Source organism: Streptococcus sp. HMSC078D09 (assembly GCF_001813675.1).
In the GTDB taxonomy this organism is placed as follows: Bacteria; Bacillota; Bacilli; order Lactobacillales; family Streptococcaceae; genus Streptococcus.
The window spans coordinates 459,360-478,844 of the sequence record NZ_KV813675.1; the positions used below are offsets into that span (position 1 = coordinate 459,360).

Consider the following 19,485-nt stretch of genomic DNA (forward strand, 5'->3'; position numbering starts at 1 on the left):
TATGAGGACAGGAAGGAGGATACATGATTCTTTAAGATTGTCTAAAGAAGGGATTGAACATCTTCTCGTGACCGATAGAAGTTTCAGGGCCATGGCCAGGATAGACAGTGTAGGAAGATGGAAGGGTAAAGAGCTCTTCCCTGATACTGCTAAGCAACTGTGCCGCGTTCCCTGTTGGAAGATCGGTCCGTCCAATGGTTTCGCGAAAAAGGGCGTCACCGGATAGAACCAAGTGATCCTCAGGAAAGACGATGGAGACTCCTCCTGCAGAGTGGCCCGGTGTTTCTAGAACATAAAAGTGGAAATCGGCTATTTCGTAATCGGAGCGAATTTCATAAAGGAAGTCGGCCTCCTGACAGACAACATCTTCTAAATCCGCATGACGATCCAAACCAGATAAATTATCGACAGGAGAAGACAACCAACTGGCTTCTGCCGAATGGACATAGACTGGTGGGAAATGATACGTCTGACGAACCTTTTCAAGACTCATTATGTGATCGTAGTGCGTATGGGTTAAAAGAATCGCTACAATTGGTTTTTCAATGCGATCTATTTGTTTTTGAATGGTCGCCCAGTCGCTACCTGGATCAACAAGAATGAGGGAGTGTTCATTTTCAAGGTAGTAGGTGTTTTCATAAGCTACAGGATTAACAGTACGATAGATTTTCATAAGGACTCCTTTCTAGAATAGTGTATCAAATTGCGAAGAAAATAACTGGATTGAAGTCAGCCTCAAAGGAGAAAAAAATCTGCAGAGCTTGCTCAAACGTGATATAATTTTAAGTATTATGACAAGACAGAAACGGAAATATGCCATTGTGGACCTGGAAGCCACCAGTGCCGGAAGTAATGCTAAGATCATTCAGGTTGGGATTGTCATCATCGAAGATGGAAGGATTACGCAATCATATGAGACGGATGTGAATCCCCATGAACGATTGGATGAGCATATCAAACAACTGACTGGCCTGACAGATGCTCGCTTACGGAAAGCACCAGAGTTTGCACAAGTGGCAAAGGAAATTTTTGAATTAATAGAAGATGCCGTCTTTGTGGCTCATAATGTCAAATTTGATGCGAATTTATTGGCAGAAGCTCTCTTTTGGGAAGGATTCGAACTAACGACTCCTCGAATTGATACGGTTGAATTGTCTCAAATTTTCTATCCGACTTTAGAACGCTACAATTTAGGAGCGCTTGCGACTGAACTGGAAATTGAGTTACACCATGCTCACTCCGCTCTAGCGGATGCTATGGCAACAGCCCAGCTGCTGTTGAAATTGAGAGAGAAAATTGCGAGCTTACCAAGAGGATTGATTGAAAAACTTCTTTCGATGGCAGATTGTTTGATTTATGAATCGCGACTCTTAATAGAAGATGCGCTTGAAGACAGTAGTCTTTTTTTACCAGCTCATTTAGTAGAAGTTCATGGACTCTACCTGCGAAAGCCACAGCAGTTCTTAGAAAGTCACTATTTGTCTGAACAGTTTGAACTCAATATGCAGTTGTTGGGAATGGAAGCTTATCCAGAGCAGAGTGAATTTGTTGCCTATATCGAGGACAGTTTGCACCAGCCGCTTCCAAGTTTTATCGAGGCGCCAACGGGAATTGGGAAGACCTACGCTTATCTGTTAACGCTTTTGGCCAAAACCTCTAAGCGCATTCTTGTGAGTGTTCCAACTAAAATTCTTCAGGATCAAATTATGAAGAAAGAAGGAAAGACCATCCAGGATCTTTTCCAAATTCCCTTTCATAGCCTTAAAAGTCCCAAGGATTATATCCAACTCGATAAATTTTATGAGACCTTACAGAGTGAGTCAGATAATGGGATGATTCGACGCTTTAAAATGCAACTGTTGGTTTGGCTGACCATGACTGAAACAGGAGAGTTCAGTGAAATTGGCCAACTCTATCGTCATGTCCATTTTGTAGCTGACATTTGCCACGATGGTCAATTGTCGAAACGTTCACTATTTTATCAGGAAGATTTTTGGCGTCTTGGTCAGGAAAAAGTGAAAACCAGCCGGGTGATTTTGACCAATCATGCTTATCTGCTAACCCGTCTAGAAGATGATAAGAGTCTACTTCAAGAGTCTGTTCTGGTCGTGGATGAAGCGCAAAAACTCTTCTTTGCTTTAGAGCAATTTTCACAGAGAGAAGAAAACTTGCAATCTCTTCTTTTAAACTTGCAACACGCTATTGAAGAGGAAAAAGATCTTCTACAACGACGTTTGCTGGAGAGTATTCAATTTGAGTTAAATGCCTGCTCCAAAGAAGTCGTGCAAGGAAAAACGGCAGTTTTATCAGATCAAACGGTGGCAAAAATTCGGCAGGATGTATCGGAATTGAAAACCGAATCTCTAGAGAATCTAAAGGAATTGTTTGATGAGCGCTACCAAACCTTTTGGATAGACAAAGAAGTGGTTGAAAGCCACCAGATTCTTCGTCTCCATGGAGGAGTGGAGGACTTACTATCCTTTAAGGAATTTGTACCTGAAGAAGTGACCGTGCTCTTTGTATCAGCGACGATCGCTATCAGTAAAAAAGTGCATTTACCTGCTCTTTTAGGATATCAAAAGCAGCAAATCTATCGGGTACCGATAACAGTCAAACAACACCAGGAATTGCTGGTGCCGATTGATTTTCCAGATGTTGTTTCTTTATCTTCAGTGGAATACGCAGGGGAGATTTGTCAGCTCGTCGGTGAACTCCTTCCTTTACGAAAGCCAATTTTTCTTTTGTTTACTTCAAAAGAATTGTTACTGGAGACGTCAAACGCATTGAAGTTTCCTCACTTGGCCCAGTATCGAAATGGGGATGCAGCCAATATTAAGCGACGATTTGACCGAGGAGAAAGCTCCATTTTATTGGGAACAGGAAGCTTCTGGGAGGGAGTCGATTTCTCCCAACAAAAAGAAGTGATTCAAATCATCACGCGCCTTCCTTTTGACAATCCTAAAGATTATATGGTTCAAAAGCTGAATACAAAACTCAGAGAACAGGGGAAAAATCCCTTTTACGACTATAGTCTTCCAGTCGCGATTTTAAGGCTAAAACAGGCTATTGGGAGAACCAGCCGTTTTCAAGATCAGGAATCTTTGGTGCTTTTATTAGATCAGCGGGTGGTAACCAAGCGATATGGAAAACAAATTTTGGATGGTTTGCAACAAGTGTTGCCCCTTCACACGACAGTGAGAGAGCGGCTTGTTGAGCAAGCAGCTGACTTTTTTGAAAGGAATTGAGAAAATGAAAAATAAAGGATTTGGACTTGCAATTGCATTTGTACTGGCACTTTGTGCTATGTTGTTGGGAACTTTCTTTCCCATTATTGGCTCCAGTGTTTTTGCCTTAATTTTAGGAATTGTCCTTAATGAATTTGTGGATTTGCCGGAGAATTCACGACCAGGCTTGAACTGGTCCGGTAAGAAATTGTTGCAGTATTCGATTATCTTCATGGGATTTAGCTTGCCCATTGCGACAGTTGCCTCTACAGGTTTGTCTTCTTTAAAGATTAGTCTGCCAACGATAACCGTTGCCTTTCTTGCAGCTATTATTTTTGGGAGAGTCTTCCACCTGAAATCTCATCTACGGACCTTAATTGGGTTTGGTACAGCTATTTGTGGTGGATCTGCTATTGCAGCAGCAGCGCCGATCATTGAAGCAGACGAAGAGGAAATTGCCTTGTCTATGTCAACTATCTTCTTCTTCAACATTTTGGCTGTCTTTATCTTTCCAGTATTAGGGCATGTATGGCATATGTCTAATTTTCAATTTGGCCTCTGGTCAGGAACAGCTATTAACGATACGTCATCAGTTGTAGCAGCAGCGTTTTCTTATAGTAAGGCGGCGGGTGAAATGGCGACCATTGTTAAGTTGACACGCGCCCTGATGATTGTACCAGTTTGTTTGGGCTTGATCGGTTTAAAATGGTATCGTAGCAAGCAACAAGGAAGAAACAAAGGAATGTTAAAGAAAATTATTCCTTGGTTCATCATTTGGTTTATTGTGGCTTCTATTCTTTCATCTATCGGCTTGTACCTAAAGTGGTTCTTCCTTACCTAAAGGACCTTTCTCACCTCTTTATGGCCATGGCCTTGGTCGGAATCGGAAGCAAGGTTTCTTGGAAACAGTTCCGTGCAGCAGGAGCAGCCCCCCTCCTAGTAGGGTTGATTGCTTGGTTTTGTGTAGCAGGATCTAGCTTGATTCTACAGATGTTGTTCTATTAATTAATTTGATGATTCTCACAGAAAGGAACGTGAATGAAGAAAAATCATTTTTGGACGATTCACCTGGATTATTCGATCATTGGGATTGTCTTCGCCCTTCTCATGATTGGGATTTTATCTGTTTATGTAGCAGTTTCTCATGACTATCCCCAAATGGTGTGGCCTTTTTTAGGGCGGCAATTGGCCTGGATTGGTGTGGGATGCGTCATTTGCCTGATTGTGACGATTTTTAGCACGAAATTTCTTTGGAAAATCACTCCCTTTCTTTACCTGCTTGGTCTGGCCTTGATGGTTCTTCCCCTTGTTTTTTATAATCCCAACTTGGTAGCTTCAACAGGAGCTAAAAACTGGGTGGCTTATGGGAACATCACCTTATTTCAGCCTTCAGAATTTATGAAGATCCCTTTCATCCTGATGCTGTCAAGCTCTATTGTCCGATTTTTACAAAGAAATAAGGGGCGTGAGCGATTATTACGACAAGATTGGTTTTTGATTCTAGAGTTGACCATCTATACGATTCCGGTCTTTGCCTTATTGGCTCTCCAGCAGGACTTGGGAACGGCCTTAGTATTCTTGGCCATCTTTGCGGGCTTAGTGCTCGTTTCAGGAGTTTCCTGGAAAATTATCTTGCCGGTCATCTTGCTTCTGGCAGGTGGGCTAGCAGGCTTTCTCTTCCTCTTTCTTTCAGAAGGGGGGCGAGCTTTTCTGCACCAGCAAGTAGGGATGCCAACCTATCAGATGAACCGTATTTTAGCCTGGTTAAATCCTTTTGACTATGCACAAACCACCACCTACCAGCAGGCACAAGGACAGCTAGCCATTGCAAGTGGTGGCCTCTTTGGTCAAGGCTTTAATGTCTCCAATTTATTGGTTCCCGTACGGGAAAGCGATATGATTTTTACGGTCGTCGCAGAGGACTTTGGCTTTGTTGGAGCTCTGGTACTGTTGATTTTATATGTGACCCTGATTTACCGCATTTTAAAAATCACCCTTCAGTCTAATAACCAGTTTTATACCTATATTTCCATCGGATTTATTATGATGCTGGTCTTTCATATTTTTGAAAATGTCGGAGCGGTAACGGGTCTTCTCCCTTTGACGGGAATTCCCCTCCCCTTTATCTCACAAGGTGGATCGTCTATTATTAGCAACCTGATTGGTATTGGACTGGTCCTTTCAATATATAATCATAGTAGCAAAAAGAAAGAGCCAGAAGAAGGGCCTCCAATCCGTAAAAAAGTAGTCCTTAAAAAGGCGCAATAGATAGAAAGAAGGAATGAAAATGAAAAAAGTAGCAACGATTTTAGCAAACGGTTTTGAAGAAATTGAAGCCTTGACCATTGTCGATGTTTTGAGACGGGCTGGGATCGACTGTGACCTTATTGGCATGGAAGAAACGGTCACAGGTTCTCACCAGATCACAGTGGAAGTCGACCGCCTCTGGAATGGGGACCTGTCAGATTATGATGGAATCTTCTTACCAGGTGGGATGCCAGGAGCTGCGAATTTGCGGGATAATCCGGAATTGATTGCAGCTCTTCAAGAAGAAAGTAGAAAAGGAAAAATCATTTCTGCGATTTGTGCAGCACCAATTGTCTTGGCACGTGCCGGCCTCTTAAAAGATAAACACTATACCTGTTACAATGGTTTTGAAGAAGAGATTCAAGATGGGCACTATCAGAAAGAAACAGTGGTGAAAGACGGGAATCTCTTGACCAGTCGTGGTCCTTCAACTGCGCTTGCCTTAGCCTATGCCTTGGTAGAACAGTTTGGAGGAGATGCCCAAAGCCTTCGTCAAGGAATGCTCTATCAAGATGTCTTTGGAGATGCTTAAAATTGCTCTTTTGGACACCATATTTTCTGGTGAAAGTTTACATTCTATGACGGAAAATGACTTCTCTATGATTTAAAATGAAATGACCGTAAAAAATGGCTAAAATCCCCCCTAAATGAGGGTTTTAGCTTATTTTTTTGTCCATTTGTGGTATAATATTGACTATGAATTATCATGATTTTATATGGGATCTTGGTGGGACGCTATTGGATAATTACGAAACGTCCACAAATGCCTTTGTAGCGACATTGAAGGACTTTCACATTCAAGCCGATCATGATTCTGTTTATGCAGCATTAAAAATCTCAACACAGGATGCAATTCAAACCTTTGCACCTCATATTTCCAATTTTCGTACGGAATACAAGAAAAAAGAAGCCTTGGGCTTGCAAGAGCCGGTCTTATTTGAGGGAGCAAAAGAGTTACTAGAAGAGATCCAAGCACATGGAGGACGCCATTTTTTGGTATCTCATCGGGATCGCCAAGTTTTGACCCTTATTGAACAGACAGGCATTGCACCCTACTTTACGGAGATTGTAACGGCAGACGAGGGCTTTCCTCGAAAACCAGACCCAGCCTCTATGCTTTATTTGAAGGAAAAATATGGTATTCAAGACGGTCTGGTCATCGGAGATCGTCCGATCGATATAGAAGCTGGAAAGGCTGCAGGGCTTTCGACCTATTTATTTGATTCCATGCCACACTTACACCAGTTTATATTTGAATAGAAAAGGGAAATTATGACAGAGGATAAACAGCAAGAAAATCAAGCACAAGAATATGATGCCAGTCAGATTCAGGTCTTGGAAGGACTAGAAGCCGTTCGGATGCGTCCGGGAATGTATATTGGATCTACCTCAAAAGAAGGTCTTCATCATCTGGTCTGGGAAATCGTTGATAACTCGATCGACGAAGCCTTAGCTGGTTTTGCTAGCCATATTGAAGTTTTCATTGAAGCAGATAATTCGATCACGGTTGTCGATGATGGTCGTGGGATCCCAGTGGATATCCAAGAAAAGACAGGTCGACCTGCCGTTGAAACTGTCTTTACCGTGCTTCACGCGGGAGGAAAATTTGGCGGAGGCGGCTACAAGGTTTCTGGTGGTCTTCACGGGGTAGGGTCATCCGTCGTGAATGCCCTCTCCACATCCCTCGATGTTCGCGTCTATAAAAATGGCAGTATCTATTACCAAGAGTATCGACGTGGACACGTTGTGGATGATTTGAAAGTCATCGGGGAGACTGATCGGACAGGGACAACCGTCCACTTTATTCCAGACCCAGAAATCTTCACGGAAACCACCGAGTATGATTTTGAAAAATTAAATAAACGAATTCAAGAACTAGCCTTTTTGAATCGTGGCTTGCGTATTTCTTTGACGGATAAGCGAGAAGGCTTAGAGCAAGAAAAGCATTACCACTACGAAGGTGGGATCTCTAGTTACGTCGAATACATCAATGAAAACAAAGATGTCATCTTTGAAAAACCAATCTACACAGATGGTGAAATGGATGATATTACAGTTGAAGTAGCTATGCAATATACCACAGGCTACCATGAGACGGTCATGAGTTTTGCGAATAACATTCATACCCATGAAGGTGGGACTCATGAACAGGGCTTCCGTACAGCTCTCACTCGTGTGATCAATGATTATGCTAAGAAAAATAAGCTCTTAAAAGAAAACGAAGACAATCTAACCGGGGAAGATGTTCGAGAAGGCTTAACAGCAGTGATCTCGGTTAAACATCCAAATCCACAGTTTGAAGGACAAACCAAGACCAAACTTGGAAATTCAGAAGTTGTTAAGATTACCAATCGACTCTTTAGTGATGCCTTTTCTGATTTCCTTTTGGAAAATCCGCAAATTGCTAAGAAAATCGTCGAAAAAGGGATTTTAGCAGCGAAAGCTCGCGTAGCTGCTAAGCGAGCGCGTGAGGTGACCCGTAAGAAATCAGGGCTTGAGATTTCCAACCTACCTGGTAAATTGGCAGATTGTTCTTCAAATAATCCACAAGAAACAGAACTCTTTATCGTCGAAGGGGATTCAGCCGGAGGATCTGCAAAATCTGGTCGAAATCGGGAATTCCAAGCGATTTTACCAATCCGCGGTAAGATCTTGAACGTTGAAAAAGCAAGTATGGACAAAATTCTAGCCAATGAAGAGATCCGTAGTTTATTTACTGCTATGGGAACTGGATTTGGTGCAGAATTTGATGTTACAAAAGCGCGTTATCAAAAATTAGTCATCATGACCGATGCCGATGTCGATGGCGCTCATATCCGAACCCTTCTGTTGACCTTGATCTATCGCTATATGAAACCAGTCTTGGAAGCGGGATATGTTTACATTGCGCAACCACCAATCTATGGGGTCAAAGTCGGTAGTGAAATCAAAGAATATATCCAACCTGGTGCCAACCAAGAAGCCGAATTAGCTGCAGCTTTGGAACGTTATTCAGAAGGTCGCTCAAAACCAACCATCCAACGCTATAAAGGTCTTGGAGAAATGGATGATCACCAATTATGGGAAACAACCATGAATCCAGAACACCGCTTGATGGCACGAGTATCAGTAGACGATGCTGCGGAAGCAGATAAGATCTTTGATATGTTGATGGGGGACCGCGTGGAACCACGTCGTGAATTTATCGAAGAAAACGCTGAATATAGTACACTCGATGTATAAAATTCACCGAACGCTTCCCATTAATGGATATTTTATGGTATAATTACTAGGATTACGTTCAAGTAATACGATGAAGGAGTTTTTATATGTCTAGTGGACTAATTGTTCTCATCTTTATTGTCGCCCTTATCTTGATTGTAGGATATGTGGTTGCAGTCATTTTGAGAAAACGAAATGAAGCCTTACTGGCAGCACTGGAAGAACGAAAAGAAAAGTTATATAACCTTCCGGTCAACGATGAAGTAGAGGCCGTAAAAAACATGCATTTGATTGGTCAAAGTCAAATTGCATTTCGTGAATGGAATCAAAAATGGGTAGATTTATCCTTAAATTCATTTGCTGATATTGAAAACAATCTGTTTGAAGCGGAAGGCTATAACAATTCTTTCCGTTTCATGAAGGCTAAACAAGCCATTGATAATATCGAAAGTCAGATCCAATTGATCGACGAAGATATCAAGGCGATTCGCAAAGCCCTTTCTGCTCTGGAAGAGCAGGAACAAAAGAATAGCGGACGTGTGGTTCATGCCTTGGATATGTTTGAGGAACTTCAAAAAGAAGTCACTTCAGACCCAGATCGTTATGGCAGTGCACTTCCTGAAATTGAAAAACAAATTGGAAATATTCAATCTGAGTTTTCACAATTTGTAACCTTGAATTCTTCAGGTGACCCTGTTGAAGCGGCTGAAATCCTTGATACAGCTGAAAATCATATTGTAGCCTTAAAACAAATTGTTGAGCGAGTGCCAGAAATTGTCACTGCTCTTCAAACAAAACTTCCTGATCAATTAGAGGATTTGGAAAGTGGCTACCGCAAGCTTTTGGAATCTGGATACCACTTCACTGAAACAGATATTGAATCTCGTTTCCAACAGTTGCATGCTTCTTTGAAGAACAATATGGCAAATGTATCTGCCCTTGAATTGGACAATGCCATTTACGAAAATGAACAAATTCAAGAAGAAATCGATGCATTGTATCACATCTTTACTCGTGAAATTGAATCACAAAAAGTTGTGAAGAAGTTAGTGAAACAACTGCCTGGCTATTTGAAACATGCTAAAGATAACAATAGCAAGCTTGCGGCAGAAGTGGAACGTCTCGGTAAAACATTTGTCTTGAATGAAAGCTTCAGCCAACAGTTAAAAGAGTTGGAAGCTGAGCTATCTTCACAAGAAAATGTGGTAGAAGATGCCTTGAAAGATTCATCTGAAACACAAAAGGCCTATTCTATCGTAGAAGAAGAGTTAGAAGCTATTGAAGCTCGCTTGAAAGAAATCGAAGATGAGCAAATTGGCTTAAGTGATTCCCTTTCAAAAATTGAAAAAGACGATGCCAATGCTCGCCAAAAAGTCAACATCTATGCCAACCGTTTGCATGCCATTAAACGCTATATGGACAAACGGAACTTGCCAGGAATTCCTCAAGAATTCTTAGAAATTTTCTTCACTGCAAGTAACAATACAGAAGCTTTGATGGATGAGTTAGAAGGGGATAAAATCAACATCGAATCAACCAATCGTTTGTTGGAAATCTTGACCAATGATATGAATGAATTGGAAGAAGCGGCGTATCGAATTGTTCAAAATGCGACATTGACAGAACAATTGTTGCAATACTCGAACCGTTACCGTTCATTTGATGATCATGTACAGGCAGCCTTTGATGAGTCCCTTTATATTTTCGAAAGAGAATATGACTATGCGGCTTCCTTCAAAGTCATCTCAGATGCTTTGGAAATGGTAGAAGCAGGCGTAACTGATCGCTTTGTTACTTCCTATGAAAAAACCCGCGAGCAAATTCGCTTTTAATAACAGAAAAATGACCTTTTAGGAGGTCATTTTTTTATCTTCAAATCATAATTGAAACTTGAAATTTAAACCCTATTTTTGTATAGTAAGGGAGAAATAAGAAAGGAAAGCGATGAAAGAAGTAACAGGTCTTCTCGTTATGGATGTAGATGGAACCTTGATCCGACAGGAAGGGATTGATCTACTAGCTCAAGAAGCTGGCGTGGGAGAAAAAGTGGCTGAGATTACAGCACAAGCAATGAATGGGAAGCTGGATTTTACAGCATCTTTAGAGGCGCGTGTTGCTTTATTGAAGGGATTAGAGACCTCTATCTTTCCGAAAATTTTGGAGCAGATGGAAGTCACGCCTGGTGCTGAGACATTGATCATGGAACTGCATCAAAGAGGTTACAAGGTTGGTCTTGTTTCGGGGGGATTTCATGAAGTCATTGATCCCATCGCAAGGTCTTTAGGAATTGATCTGGTCCTTGCCAATCGTTTGCGGACTTTTGATGGCCGTCTAACAGGGGAAGTCCTCGGTGGGATAATCACTCCTGAAAGGAAAAAAGAGGCACTTTTAACCTGGGCGAAAGAAAATCATGTCCCACGAAGTCAGACGATTGCGATGGGAGATGGTGCCAATGATCTTCCGATGATTGAAACAGCCGGTATCGGGATTGCCTTTATGGCCAAGCCAATCGTCGCTGAGCGAGCCCCATATCGTATCGAGAAGAGGGATTTAAGCCTTGTTCTTGAAATTCTAGACCAGCATAGAAAGGAAACAGCATGCATATCCTACTAGCCCCGGATTCATTTAAAGAATCATTATCTGCCAAACAAGTAGCAGAAGCCTTGAAAAAAGGATTTCAAGAGGCTCTACCAGATGCAACTTTTGACCTCCTTCCTATTGGGGATGGAGGCGAAGGCACCATGGAAACCCTAGCTGGAGTTCTGGATGTAACGGAGTACCAAACTCAAGTAACCGGACCATTTGGACAGCCTGTTTCAATGTCCTACTACCAAAAAGATAAGATGGCTTTTTTTGAAATGGCCTCACTTGTCGGTTTAGGCTCCATTCCAGCTGAAAAACGAAATCCTCTTGAACTGGAAACACGAGGAATTGGTGAACTTATTTTGCAATTGGTTGACCAAGGGGTTAAAACGATCTGTGTGGGAATTGGCGGTTCTGCAACAAATGATGGTGGGATTGGGATGGCAGCCGGATTAGGGGTAGCCTTCTATGATGATCAAGGCCATCTGCTTCGTCCTGTCGGGGCTTCGCTCGGTCGTGTAGCTAGAATAGATACCAGTGCGGTTCCAAAAGTTTTAGAAGACATCGAGCTCCAAGTCTTAACGGATGTAACCAATCCTCTCTGTGGCAGTCAAGGAGCGACCTATATCTTTGGTGGGCAAAAGGGATTAAATCCCCTTCTGTTTCCAGCTGTTGATCAGGCTATGCAGGGTTTTTACCAATTAGTAGATGCACGAATATTGTCCATGCCTGGTGCCGGAGCTGGAGGTGGCATGGCTGCTGGCTTGGTCGCTTTTGCCGGTGGTCAGATCTCCTCAGGAATTGAAAAAAGCCTTGATTTGATTGACTTTGATCACAAAGTACAAAAAGCTGATCTGGTCGTGGTCGGGGAAGGTAGGATGGATCTCCAATCTCTTTCTGGTAAGGCACCTGTCGGGGTAGCCAAACGAACACCAGAGAAGATCCCAGTGCTTGCTATTTGTGGTAGCTTAGCGGAGGATTTGCCTGCTTTTCCTAGTCATCACATTGAAGCTGCCTTCTCTATCGTACCTGGTCCTTGTGAGGTAGCAGATGCACTGGCTCATGCTGAAAGGAATCTGATTTCCTGCGCTCGAAATATTGGGAACCTTTTGAAAATAAAAGCAAACTAAAAAACCAATGGAAAGGAGATGTTCCCTTCCATTGGTTTTTCTTTAGCTAAAGAGACGTTTCCAGAATGATTTCTTTTCTGGACCGGCAGTCTCTTCTTTCTTTTCAAATAAAATTGGATACTGGAGATTCATGTCTGTTGGTGAAATTCCAGATGGGTGGTCAGTATGGATGATGAGACCAAAGGGGGAATGACGACAGTCATCCGAAACGATGCTTGCCACAAGTCCAAGTTCCTTGGTTTTTTTCAAATATTGTAGCTGGCTGTTTTCATCTAAAGCTGGGGAGATCTTGACCAAAACAGGATGAAAGCGATCTGAAATATCAGTGAGGATTGTCGAATACTGCTCCAGGTACATCTTGTCCCTTGCCTCCTCCAAGGTGCATGAAGCAATCACCCGCTCCTCATATGTCTCCAAAAATCGACGCTGCTCATCCGGATTGAATCGAGTAGGACCAGCAGCTTTTTCTAAAATTGTTTTATTAATATCTGTCATAAGCTTAGTATAGCATAAAGCGTAGCAGAAGAATAGAAGAATGCGAAAAAATTAAATAAGGAGGGAAATAGAAGAAAAAAAGAAAGTGGAACCGTTTTCTTGTTAAAAACTTCTCAATTTTCGTAGATTTCCTTGTTTTTTCTTGAAAAAATAGCCTAATTACGATATGATAGAGGAGTAAAAAATATAACTCAATAAGGAGAGTAAGAAATGTCAATTATTACTGATGTTTACGCTCGCGAAGTCCTAGACTCACGCGGTAACCCAACACTTGAAGTAGAAGTATATACTGAATCAGGTGCTCATGGACGTGGTATGGTTCCATCAGGAGCTTCTACTGGTGAACACGAAGCAGTTGAACTTCGTGACGGTGACAAATCTCGTTACGGTGGTCTTGGAACTCAAAAGGCTGTTGACAACGTAAACAACATTATTGCTGAAGCAATCATCGGCTACGATGTACGTGACCAACAAGCTATTGACCGTGCAATGATCGCTCTTGACGGTACTCCTAACAAAGGTAAATTGGGAGCAAACGCAATCCTTGGTGTGTCTATCGCTGTAGCTCGTGCTGCTGCTGACTACCTTGAAATCCCACTTTACAGCTACCTTGGTGGATTCAACACTAAAGTTCTTCCAACTCCAATGATGAACATCATCAATGGTGGATCTCACTCAGATGCTCCAATCGCTTTCCAAGAATTCATGATCGTACCTGCTGGTGCACCTACATTCAAAGAAGCTCTTCGTTGGGGTGCTGAAATCTTCCACGCACTTAAGAAAATCCTTAAAGGTCGTGGTCTTGAAACAGCCGTTGGTGACGAAGGTGGATTTGCTCCTCGTTTCGACGGAACTGAAGATGGTGTAGAAACTATCATCGCTGCTATCGAAGCTGCTGGTTATGTTCCAGGTAAAGATGTATTTATCGGATTTGACTGTGCATCATCAGAATTCTACGATAAAGAACGCAAAGTTTACGATTACACTAAATTCGAAGGTGAAGGAGCTGCTGTCCGCACTGCTGCTGAACAAATCGACTACCTTGAAGAATTGGTAAACAAATACCCAATCATCACTATCGAAGATGGTATGGATGAAAACGACTGGGACGGTTGGAAAGCTCTTACTGAACGTCTTGGTGGTAAAGTTCAATTGGTTGGTGACGATTTCTTCGTAACAAACACTGACTACCTTTCACGTGGTATCGAAGAAAAATGTGCTAACTCTATCCTTATCAAAGTTAACCAAATTGGTACTCTTACTGAAACATTCGATGCTATCGAAATGGCGAAAGAAGCTGGTTACACTGCCGTTGTATCACACCGTTCAGGTGAAACTGAAGATTCAACAATCGCTGACATCGCAGTTGCAACAAACGCAGGACAAATCAAGACTGGTTCACTTTCACGTACAGACCGTATCGCTAAATACAACCAATTGCTTCGCATCGAAGATCAACTTGGTGAAGTAGCTGAATACCGTGGATTGAAATCATTCTACAACTTGAAAAAATAATCTAGTTTACTAGACTAGAAAGATCCTTGAGTCTTCTCAAGGATCTTTTTTTGCTTGGGGTAAACAAAAATGAGGCTGGGACAAAAGTCCTGGCCTCTCAATTGATTTTTGGATTGTTGAGCAAGACGCAGTGGTTGAGTGGGCTCTACTACGCTGATTTCATCAGCTTTTACAGCCCTACTCAACTGTGCGGAGGTGGGACGACGAAATCGAATTCTAACGAATGACCGATTTCTGTCTCACTCTCATCGTCTTATTAGAACAAGCCTTTGATTTTGTCCAAGGCACCGCTTACCATTTCATTTCCAGATACAAGCCCTTTGGCTTGTTCAAGGTAGTCACCGAGGTTGTCTTTGTTGTCATCAACAAATTTCTTTGCAGCGTCGAAATCTTTCTTTTCGATCATTTCTTTCACTTGGTTAAATAAGTCTAATGGATTCATGTTAGGGTCTCCTAAAATATAAGTTGTGAAGTCAGGCTCACGCCTTTTCCTCATCTATTTAATCATTTTTTTAGAGGTTTGACAACTAAAACGACTTAATAAAAAACCGTACAAACGGCCTCTGGAACATAGAAGTCGTCGGATAGAAGGGTCAATTTTCCGCTAGCAGGATCTCGCTTGAAGACGGTGGCAATAGGTGAATCTTGATGGGCTGCGATCAAATAGTTTTGATCAGGACTAAGAGTGAAATCACGTGGATTGAGGCCATCTGTTGGGACGATCTCGATGAGTTTCAAGCTCCCGTCAGCGATTACTTCAAATACAGCAATGGAATTGTGTGCACGGTTAGAGGCATAAAGGAATTTTCCATCAGCTGAGAGCTTGATCGCAGAAGCCCATTTTTGACCATCGTAGTCTGATGGAAGTGTGGAAACAGTTTGGAAGTGTTCGAATTCACCCATACCATCATAAAAGAGTACATCGATCGTAGCATTTAATTCATTGATGAGATAAGCAGTCTTATAGTGAGGATGAAAGACCAAGTGACGAGGTCCTGCCCCTGGAGCTGTTTGATACTGATTGATCAGGGTCAGTTTTCCTTCCTCACTGACATCATAGACATGTAAACGGTCTGTTCCTAGGTCACACGTGATCAGGTACTGATCTGGTGTAAGGTCTGCAAAGTGGGTATGTGGACTTGCTTGATTGGCATGAGGACCACTTCCTTGGTGGGTGTCTTGATCGACAAAGGACAAACGCCCACCTGCCTCTAGCTGATATACGAGAACTTGACCTTTGTGATAGTTGGCTCCATAGACCAGTTGACGCTTGTCATCGACAGAGACATAGCAGAGTGGAGCCCCCTCTTCAACAACGTGATTGAGTGGCTGAAAATCAGCTGTAAAGCTTGCGATTCCTCCTTTTCCCTCTTCAGCTCCGACACTGTAGAGGTTGCCTTTTTCAGAAAAAGCGATATAGGTTGGATTGGGCTCAGCTGCCACTAGTTCAAGTTGGCTCAATGTGCCTGTTTCAGGATCAAATTGTGCCTTGTAAATTCCTTTGGATTCTTTTTTGGTATAGGTACCGAAATAAATGGTTTGAGACATAGGTCACCTCGTATGATTTGTTAGGTTTATTATATCAAAGGTCCTATTGGAAGGCAATTGCTAGTTGAAAAGGCGAGGGCCTTTCTTTCTTATTTTGCTAGTTTTTTCGTAACTTCAAGCTCAAAAAATGCTAAAATAGAAACAGATTGAATTGAAAAGGAGTTCTCTGTGGATAATAAAGAAAAACAGTTTAGTTTGTCCTGGTTTTTTAGATGGTTTTTAGACAACAAGGCCATTACCGTATTTTTAGTTACCTTGCTGTTGGGCTTGAACCTTTTGGTTTTGAGTAAAATCACCTTTATTTTTATTCCTATTTTTGAGTTTGCAGGAGCAGTCATGCTGCCTGTTATTATCTCTGGTTTGCTCTATTACCTGCTCAACCCTATTGTTGACTTTCTTGAAAGAAAAGGACTCAAGCGGATTTTTGCGATTTCCTTCGTCTTTTTCTTGATTGCAGTGCTTTTAATTTGGGGTCTAGCTGTAGTGATTCCATCCGTCCAACGACAAGTGGTGAGTTTCTTTCATAACCTGCCAACTTATTTGGAAAAGGCCAATGCAACCATCGATGATTTTCTAGATAATCGCGTCTCCTCAGATATCAAACCCCAGTTAGATGAGATCACCAAGGAATTGTCTGCAAACATTACTTCTTGGGCCAGTTCGATCTCTGGGCGGGCTGTCAATTGGGTCAGCAACTTGATCGGAGTGGCTTCGCAAGTTATTGTTGCCTTGATCATCATGCCTTTTATTGTCTTTTATCTTCTTCGAGATGGAAAAAATTTAAAGGGCCACATTGTTCGCTTCTTACCGACTAAGATTCGTAAATCGGCTGAACAAGTTCTCTCAGATGTCAACACTCAACTCTCCAACTACGTTCGAGGGCAAATTACGGTAGCCATTGTCGTCGCCATTATGTTCATCATCTTCTTTAAGATCATTGGTTTGCGCTATGCGGTGACACTTGGGATCTCTGCGGGGATCTTGAATTTGATCCCTTACTTGGGTAGTTTTTTAGCCATGTTACCTGCCTTAGTATTGGGCTTGGTAGCAGGACCAGAGATGTTTATCAAGGTCTTGATTGTATTTGCAGTGGAGCAAACCATTGAAGGACGTTTTGTATCACCTTTGGTTTTGGGAAGCCAGTTAAATATCCATCCGATTACCATTTTATTTGTTCTCTTGACATCAGGATCTATGTTTGGAATCTGGGGAGTTTTCCTTGGAATTCCAGTCTATGCATCTGCTAAGGTGGTGATCGGAGCTATCTTTGAATGGTATAAGGTTGTCAGTGGTTTGTATGAAGAACATAATGAAGTAGAAGAGGAAACACACAGTGAGTCATAGTCAACAAATGGTAGAGGCTCTCGATCGGCAGGAGCTAGAAGAAGCAGAAGTTCAATTTCAACAGGCTTTGTTAGAAGATAGTGAAGCACAATTATTGGATTTAGGTCAATATCTTGAAAGTATCGGTTTTTACCCTCAGGCAAAGGAGATCTATGAACAGATTGCAGAAACCTATCCAGAAGTGTATCTAAGTTTGGCAACCATCCTTGCAGAGGAAGGCCAAATGGAAGAGGCCTTTGCTTATTTAGAAGAAATTGAGCCAGACTCTAACTGGTATGTGGCCAGTCTCTTGGTTAAGGCGGATCTCTATCAGATGGAAGGCTTAGCAGATGTGGCGCGTGAAAAATTAGTTGAAGCAGCCCGTCTGTCTGATGATCCCATCATTCAATTAGGGCTAGCTGAAATTGATCTGGAATTGGAACGCTACCAAGAGGCTATCCAAGAGTATGCCCAGTTAGACAATCGGGAGATTCTGGAAGCGACAGGTATTTCCACCTACCAACGAATTGGTTTTGCCTATGCCAATCTTGGTAAGTTTGAAGCAGCTGTTCCCTTCTTAGAGAAAGCTCTGGAGATTGAGTTTGATGACCAGATTGCTTACGAATTAGCGACCTTATTGTCTGACCAAGAAGAATTCCAAAAAGCCCTGATCTACTACAAACAAATTGATACCTTGTCGCCTGATTTTGAGGGCTATGAGTATGGTTATGCCTTGGCTTTACAGGCTGAAAATGACCGTGAAAAAGCGCTTGAGATTGCTAAACAAGGGATCCAGAAGAATCCCTTTGATGCCCAATTGAAGCTTCTTGCTTCTCAGCTTTCTTATGAACTTCACCAGCCTGAACAGGCAGAAGCTTATCTATTAGAGGCTAAAGAAGTGGCAGATGATCTCGAAGAGATTGCTCTTCGCCTGACCACCCTTTATTTGGAACAGGAACGCTTTGACCAAGTCTTGGATTGGCAAAATGAAGAAGTCGAAACGGTTGTCACCCGTTGGAACATTGCCCGTGCCTTATCTGCCTTGGAGAAAACAGAAGAGGCCGTCTCAGCCTACCAAGAGCTCTACGAAGATTTAAAGGACAACCCAGAATTCCTCGAAGCCTATGTTTATTTGTTGCGTGAGGCTGGAGATGTGACGAAGGCGCGTGAAGTGGCTAATCAGTATTTGGCAATCGTACCAGACGATGTGCAGATGCAAACCATCTATGATAGCCTCTAATCAAAACCATATCGTGAAGATTCGGAATAGTTTGTGGTATACTGGTAGAAGATAGAATGAGGAGAGAAAAACATGGAACCAGTGAAACTTTTTCAATACAATACCTTAGGTGCCCTAATGGCGGGTCTGTACGGGGGTTCATTTACGATTGGAGAACTCTTGGAACACGGAGATCTAGGAGTTGGGACGCTAGATTCTATTGATGGAGAGTTGATCGTATTAGATGGTAAGGCATATCAGGCCAAGGGATCAGGGGACCATCCTGAAATAGTCGAAGTTTCTCCGGATGCCAAGGTTCCTTATGCAGCAGTCGTTCCTCACCAAGCAGAAGTGATTTTCCGCCAACGATTTGAAATGACGGACGAGGAATTGGAAGCCCGTATTGAGTCTTATTATGATGGGGAAAATCTTTTCCGCTCTATTAAGATTTGTGGTGACTTTGCCAAGATGCATGTCCGTATGATTCCAAAATCAACACCAGAGATGAAGTTTGCAGAGGTTGCAACCCATCAGCCAGAGTATACACGGGAAAATGTCACTGGAACCATCGTCGGTTTTTGGACACCAGAAATTTTCCATGGCGTGAGTGTGGCTGGTTATCATTTGCATTTTATTTCAGATGACCACACCTTTGGTGGCCATGTCATGGATTTTATCATCACAGAAGGGATTGTAGAGGTGGGAGCTATCGATCAGCTGGATCAACGTTTCCCAGTTCAAGACCGTCAGTACCTCTTTGCCAAATTTAATGTTGATGAGGTCAAAGAAGATATCAATAAAGCAGAATAAAAAGGTTGAGCATCGCTCAACCTTTTAGAATGTAGACAAACTGTTCTAAGAATGCTGAAAAATAAAATGAGGTATACTTTTAGGCTCATTCAACATAGATTGAAACTTTCCGCCGTGAGAAAAGTGCTTG

16 protein-coding genes and 1 pseudogene are annotated in these 19,485 nt (G+C 42.2%); 13 read left to right on the forward strand and 4 right to left on the reverse strand.

The genetic code is table 11. From position 1 onward, the window contains the following. Positions 1-31: 31 nt before the first annotated feature. Entirely contained in the window at positions 32-673 is a 642-nt protein-coding gene (locus tag HMPREF2926_RS07485) for an MBL fold metallo-hydrolase (RefSeq protein WP_070587138.1), read from the reverse strand. A gap of 118 nt (positions 674-791) precedes the next feature. Between HMPREF2926_RS07485 and HMPREF2926_RS07490 the strand changes: the two genes are divergently transcribed. The 9 genes and pseudogenes from HMPREF2926_RS07490 (at position 792) to HMPREF2926_RS07530 (ending at position 12,445) form a co-directional block, all read left to right on the forward strand. Continuing rightward, on the forward strand, positions 792-3,245 hold the full coding sequence (locus tag HMPREF2926_RS07490) for a bifunctional DnaQ family exonuclease/ATP-dependent helicase (protein ID WP_070587408.1): 2,454 nt from the start codon (positions 792-794) through the stop codon (positions 3,243-3,245). Positions 3,246-3,249: 4 nt separating this feature from the next. Next, positions 3,250-4,229: pseudogene (locus HMPREF2926_RS07495) on the forward strand (YeiH family protein). Positions 4,230-4,262: 33 nt separating this feature from the next. After that, the gene (locus tag HMPREF2926_RS07500; RefSeq protein ID WP_070587139.1) at positions 4,263-5,492 is read left to right on the forward strand and encodes an FtsW/RodA/SpoVE family cell cycle protein; all 1,230 of its coding nucleotides are present in this window, start codon (positions 4,263-4,265) and stop codon (positions 5,490-5,492) included. A 19-nt stretch (positions 5,493-5,511) separates the two neighbouring features. Then, the gene (locus tag HMPREF2926_RS07505) at positions 5,512-6,063 is read left to right on the forward strand and encodes a DJ-1 family glyoxalase III (protein WP_070587141.1); all 552 of its coding nucleotides are present in this window, start codon (positions 5,512-5,514) and stop codon (positions 6,061-6,063) included. 164 nt (positions 6,064-6,227) lie between these two features. Then, positions 6,228-6,791 (forward strand): HAD-IA family hydrolase, encoded by a 564-nt coding sequence (locus HMPREF2926_RS07510; RefSeq protein ID WP_003007999.1) that lies wholly within the window; start codon positions 6,228-6,230, stop codon positions 6,789-6,791. A gap of 12 nt (positions 6,792-6,803) precedes the next feature. Continuing rightward, entirely contained in the window at positions 6,804-8,753 is a 1,950-nt protein-coding gene (gyrB, locus tag HMPREF2926_RS07515; protein ID WP_049472422.1) for a DNA topoisomerase (ATP-hydrolyzing) subunit B, read from the forward strand. Positions 8,754-8,839: 86 nt separating this feature from the next. Then, on the forward strand, positions 8,840-10,564 hold the full coding sequence (gene ezrA / locus HMPREF2926_RS07520; RefSeq protein ID WP_070587142.1) for a septation ring formation regulator EzrA: 1,725 nt from the start codon (positions 8,840-8,842) through the stop codon (positions 10,562-10,564). 112 nt (positions 10,565-10,676) lie between these two features. Further along, positions 10,677-11,345, forward strand: a complete 669-nt coding sequence (gene serB / locus HMPREF2926_RS07525; protein ID WP_070587144.1) for a phosphoserine phosphatase SerB — start codon at positions 10,677-10,679, stop codon at positions 11,343-11,345. Continuing rightward, positions 11,330-12,445 carry a glycerate kinase gene (locus HMPREF2926_RS07530; RefSeq protein WP_070587145.1) on the forward strand — a complete coding sequence of 372 codons (1,116 nt, stop codon included), beginning with the start codon at positions 11,330-11,332 and terminating at the stop codon, positions 12,443-12,445. The genes serB and HMPREF2926_RS07530 overlap by 16 nt, the downstream gene beginning before the upstream one ends. 42 nt (positions 12,446-12,487) lie before the next feature. On the opposite strand, the gene HMPREF2926_RS07535 is transcribed toward HMPREF2926_RS07530, so the two are convergent. Further along, the gene (locus HMPREF2926_RS07535) at positions 12,488-12,940 is read right to left on the reverse strand and encodes a DUF1694 domain-containing protein (protein WP_070587147.1); all 453 of its coding nucleotides are present in this window, start codon (positions 12,938-12,940) and stop codon (positions 12,488-12,490) included. A gap of 210 nt (positions 12,941-13,150) precedes the next feature. Here HMPREF2926_RS07535 and eno point away from each other — a divergent pair, with 210 nt between their 5' ends. Next, positions 13,151-14,455, forward strand: a complete 1,305-nt coding sequence (eno, locus tag HMPREF2926_RS07540) for a surface-displayed alpha-enolase (protein WP_021153554.1) — start codon at positions 13,151-13,153, stop codon at positions 14,453-14,455. Positions 14,456-14,711: 256 nt separating this feature from the next. On the opposite strand, the gene HMPREF2926_RS07550 is transcribed toward eno, so the two are convergent. Beyond that, positions 14,712-14,897 carry a hypothetical protein gene (locus HMPREF2926_RS07550; protein ID WP_003002861.1) on the reverse strand — a complete coding sequence of 62 codons (186 nt, stop codon included), beginning with the start codon at positions 14,895-14,897 and terminating at the stop codon, positions 14,712-14,714. 95 nt (positions 14,898-14,992) lie between these two features. Further along, complete coding sequence (locus HMPREF2926_RS07555) at positions 14,993-16,003, reverse strand: lactonase family protein (protein ID WP_070587150.1); 1,011 nt, start codon at positions 16,001-16,003, stop codon at positions 14,993-14,995. A gap of 168 nt (positions 16,004-16,171) precedes the next feature. On the opposite strand from HMPREF2926_RS07555, the gene HMPREF2926_RS07560 reads away from it, so the two are divergent. The 3 genes from HMPREF2926_RS07560 (at position 16,172) to budA (ending at position 19,355) form a co-directional block, all read left to right on the forward strand. Further along, positions 16,172-17,347 carry an AI-2E family transporter gene (locus tag HMPREF2926_RS07560; protein WP_021153552.1) on the forward strand — a complete coding sequence of 392 codons (1,176 nt, stop codon included), beginning with the start codon at positions 16,172-16,174 and terminating at the stop codon, positions 17,345-17,347. Then, the gene (locus tag HMPREF2926_RS07565) at positions 17,337-18,566 is read left to right on the forward strand and encodes a tetratricopeptide repeat protein (RefSeq protein ID WP_070587152.1); all 1,230 of its coding nucleotides are present in this window, start codon (positions 17,337-17,339) and stop codon (positions 18,564-18,566) included. Before HMPREF2926_RS07560 ends, HMPREF2926_RS07565 begins: the two co-directional genes overlap by 11 nt. A 72-nt stretch (positions 18,567-18,638) precedes the next feature. Continuing rightward, entirely contained in the window at positions 18,639-19,355 is a 717-nt protein-coding gene (gene budA, locus HMPREF2926_RS07570) for an acetolactate decarboxylase (RefSeq protein WP_070587154.1), read from the forward strand. The last annotated feature ends 130 nt before the right edge of the window (positions 19,356-19,485 follow it).

Excerpts from the sequence above, each read along its gene's own strand:
- HMPREF2926_RS07485 (WP_070587138.1), bottom strand. The coding sequence starts at position 673 with ATGAAAATCTATCGTACTGTTAATCCTGTAGCTTATGAAAACACCTAC.
- HMPREF2926_RS07490 (WP_070587408.1), top strand. The coding sequence starts at position 792 with ATGACAAGACAGAAACGGAAATATGCCATTGTGGACCTGGAAGCCACC.
- HMPREF2926_RS07500 (WP_070587139.1), top strand. The coding sequence starts at position 4,263 with ATGAAGAAAAATCATTTTTGGACGATTCACCTGGATTATTCGATCATT.
- HMPREF2926_RS07505 (WP_070587141.1), top strand. The coding sequence starts at position 5,512 with ATGAAAAAAGTAGCAACGATTTTAGCAAACGGTTTTGAAGAAATTGAA.
- HMPREF2926_RS07510 (WP_003007999.1), top strand. The coding sequence starts at position 6,228 with ATGAATTATCATGATTTTATATGGGATCTTGGTGGGACGCTATTGGAT.
- gyrB (WP_049472422.1), top strand. The coding sequence starts at position 6,804 with ATGACAGAGGATAAACAGCAAGAAAATCAAGCACAAGAATATGATGCC.
- ezrA (WP_070587142.1), top strand. The coding sequence starts at position 8,840 with ATGTCTAGTGGACTAATTGTTCTCATCTTTATTGTCGCCCTTATCTTG.
- serB (WP_070587144.1), top strand. The coding sequence starts at position 10,677 with ATGAAAGAAGTAACAGGTCTTCTCGTTATGGATGTAGATGGAACCTTG.
- HMPREF2926_RS07530 (WP_070587145.1), top strand. The coding sequence starts at position 11,330 with ATGCATATCCTACTAGCCCCGGATTCATTTAAAGAATCATTATCTGCC.
- HMPREF2926_RS07535 (WP_070587147.1), bottom strand. The coding sequence starts at position 12,940 with ATGACAGATATTAATAAAACAATTTTAGAAAAAGCTGCTGGTCCTACT.
- eno (WP_021153554.1), top strand. The coding sequence starts at position 13,151 with ATGTCAATTATTACTGATGTTTACGCTCGCGAAGTCCTAGACTCACGC.
- HMPREF2926_RS07550 (WP_003002861.1), bottom strand. The coding sequence starts at position 14,897 with ATGAATCCATTAGACTTATTTAACCAAGTGAAAGAAATGATCGAAAAG.
- HMPREF2926_RS07555 (WP_070587150.1), bottom strand. The coding sequence starts at position 16,003 with ATGTCTCAAACCATTTATTTCGGTACCTATACCAAAAAAGAATCCAAA.
- budA (WP_070587154.1), top strand. The coding sequence starts at position 18,639 with ATGGAACCAGTGAAACTTTTTCAATACAATACCTTAGGTGCCCTAATG.